Here is a 2,490-nt window from a genome sequence, read left to right as displayed (position 1 = left end):
CTGCGGCACTGTCCCGACAGACCCACGCCAGCCACTGTCCCGGTGGCGAGGGCTGGGCGCGGAATCGGGCCGCCAGCGCGGCGTAGTGCGCCGCGGTCGTGGTGGAGCCGAGAAGGCGCCCCTGGTTGGCCTTCAGTCCCTCTAGGGTGCCGGGTCCCAGATCAGCGCGAAACACCGTGGCCTCGCCGGTCTGGCCGATGAGCAGGATGAAATAGCCGCCGTGCGTGAGCATGTCCTCGACGACGATCTGCACGCCCAGGTTGCTCGGGTTGAGCAGGACGTTGTAGGTGGCGACGTCGCTGAAGGCGAAGCTGAATTGAATCGCCTCGCCGTCGTCGGTCCCCAGCAGACAGTGCCCGAGAGCGAACCCCGCCGCGGCGATGTCGGGCGGCAGCGGGGTGTCCAGGTGCAGGGCGAAACAGGCGAAATCCTGGCCGCGCTCGCTGATCATGCCGAGGGCGATGCAGGGCGCCGCCTCGGCCAGGAGGTCGACGACGAAGCGGCGGTTGAGCACCAGGGTCGGCACTGCAGCGGCGTTGGTCCGGTCTACCATGCGAAGTCCGGCCAGTCCCGGTCGTCGTTGGCAAAGGCACTGGGGGGAATGACGCCCGGGCGCGGCGTGACGCCCTGCTCGACGAGCATCCCGTAGGCGAGGTCAAAGGTCTCCATCAGCTTCGGCAGCACCGCGAGTCGTCGCTCCACCGGGGTCTCGATGAAGTAAAGACAGCGGCTGCCCAGGATCAGGTCCAGATGCACGTAAGGGGTGAGGCCGGCACGCCGCGCCGAGTGCAAGGTCTCCTCCCAGGCGGTCGGCAACGCCGCGCGGGCGGCTGACGCGATGACGTGCTCCAGCTCATAGAGGATCGCCTGATCGAGCCGGCTCGATGGCAGACCGCCCAGTGCCTCACGCAGCAGGGCCGCCTGAATAAAGATGACCGGCCAGAGGATCTCCACGCCATAGAGGCGGTAGCGCTGTCCCAGGCCGTCCATCCGGTCGATCTGAGCGCGCTGCCCCTCGAATGCCTTGCGCAGGTCGTAGGCCAAGGCGAGGACGAAGCCCTCCTTGTCTTCGATCAGGGGGCTGTCGGCGACGATGCGATGGACCAGGTCGTACAGACGCTCCAAGCCGACAGCGTCTCCCCACAAGCGCAGTCCGGCGTGGTGGGGTGTGAGTTCGAAGTCCAGCATGTAGGGACGCCTCAGGGGGCCAGGGTGGAGAACGCGGTGGCCGCTGGAAGGGCGGCGGCGCCAACCGCCACGCTCTCACTGGGGGTTGATACGCACCGCAACACACTGACGCGAGGAATGCTCCAGCGTGATCCCTTTAGGACCTCGCGTCGGGCTGCGGGAGGTCTGTGACCGGCCCCTCTCATGGGGCGGTTGTCAGCCCAAACCGCCGAACATTCCGTCAGTTCCGCCACGCTCACAGATCTCGCTGTCCCCCGGTCGCGGTCGGTCTGGGCCGCGCGCGTCTTGTGGCCACTGGCCTCAGGCTCATTGCCCACAGCAGACCTTGTACTTCCTGCCACTCCCGCAGGGGCAGCGCGCATTGCGACCGGTGCCGGCATAGGGCTTGGGGGGGTGGATCTGTACGCTCGGTGACCGCGCAGGCTCGCCCAGGGCGGCGTGTGGATCGCCCGTCCCGAGCCGTTGCATGTTGGGGAACATCGCGTGATGGCGGCGGATCATCGGCATGATCAGGTCGCGCTTGAGTTCCTGGAAGTCCGCGTCATTCATCTTGAGCGTCGGCTGCATGTCGGCCAGGCTCTGCTCGCGACTGTCCTCTGGCATCAGCGCCAGGTTCCAGCACAATTGGCCCAGCGAGAGCGCGCGCTGGATCTCCTGCGGTGAGCCATCCGCCGCGTCGAGCAGTGGCTGGGCAAAGCGTGAGATGGCGTCTGCGATGGCACCCATCGTCCAGTGTCTCCAAATAGGGGTGGCGGACGTCGAGCGCGCTTCCCAGAGGCGGCCCGGCTCAACCCGGCCGGCGCCAAGGTTGGGTAGGCTGGGCGCGTGCGTATCAGGCCGCGCGGCTGGCGCGAGCCCTCCGCTCACTGGATCAGCAGAACACCAAGCGGCTGTTGGCACAAGCCCATCTTGATCTTGGCTGCACCCGGGTGAGGTTGGGATGTCGATGATGACGTACGGCGAGTGCACGTGGCTCGCGTGATCGCCGCCGCGGCAAGGCGGCGCTGCACATGGTCAGCGCCTGGGGGAGCCGCAATCGACTGGTGCTGGGACAAGAAGCCACCGAGGAGAAATCCAACGAGATCACAGCCATCCCGAAGTTACTGGAACTCCTTGAGCTCAAAGGCTGCATCGTCACCATCGACGCGATGGGCTGTCAGACCAAGATCGCCGAACAGATCATCGAGCAGGGTGGCGACTACGTCCTCGGACTCAAAGGCAATCAGAGCACGCTCCGCGACGAGGTCGAGGACTTCTTCGGCACCGCGCGTGCCGGTGAGTTTGCGGGTGTTGCCTACGATT

The 2,490-nt window shown here is 66.4% G+C and carries 3 protein-coding genes and 1 pseudogene; 1 reads left to right on the top strand and 3 read right to left on the bottom strand.

All coding sequences use genetic code 11. The annotated features are described in order from the left end of the window. From CKO23_RS24350 to CKO23_RS24340, 3 genes are all read right to left on the bottom strand, one after another. A partial coding sequence (locus CKO23_RS24350) for a hypothetical protein (RefSeq protein ID WP_200336035.1) occupies positions 1 to 553 on the bottom strand: 553 nt, incomplete at its 3' end. Continuing rightward, positions 547 to 1,188 carry a DUF6904 family protein gene (locus CKO23_RS24345; RefSeq protein WP_200336034.1) on the bottom strand — a complete coding sequence of 214 codons (642 nt, stop codon included), beginning with the start codon at positions 1,186 to 1,188 and terminating at the stop codon, positions 547 to 549. The genes CKO23_RS24350 and CKO23_RS24345, both read right to left, overlap by 7 nt. A gap of 306 nt (positions 1,189 to 1,494) precedes the next feature. After that, the gene (locus tag CKO23_RS24340) at positions 1,495 to 1,914 is read right to left on the bottom strand and encodes an SEC-C metal-binding domain-containing protein (RefSeq protein WP_200336033.1); all 420 of its coding nucleotides are present in this window, start codon (positions 1,912 to 1,914) and stop codon (positions 1,495 to 1,497) included. A 278-nt stretch (positions 1,915 to 2,192) separates the two neighbouring features. On the opposite strand from CKO23_RS24340, the pseudogene CKO23_RS24335 reads away from it, so the two are divergent. Next, positions 2,193 to 2,490 (top strand): annotated as a pseudogene (locus tag CKO23_RS24335) (ISAs1 family transposase); the annotation flags it as partial.

Origin of the sequence: Thiocystis violacea, assembly GCF_016583565.1 — a bacterium.
Classification (GTDB): Bacteria; Pseudomonadota; Gammaproteobacteria; order Chromatiales; family Chromatiaceae; genus Thiorhodococcus; species Thiorhodococcus violaceus_A.
This window is presented reverse-complemented; position numbering and strand designations above follow the sequence as displayed.

Excerpts from the sequence above, each read along its gene's own strand:
- CKO23_RS24345 (WP_200336034.1), bottom strand. The coding sequence starts at position 1,188 with ATGCTGGACTTCGAACTCACACCCCACCACGCCGGACTGCGCTTGTGG.
- CKO23_RS24340 (WP_200336033.1), bottom strand. The coding sequence starts at position 1,914 with ATGGGTGCCATCGCAGACGCCATCTCACGCTTTGCCCAGCCACTGCTC.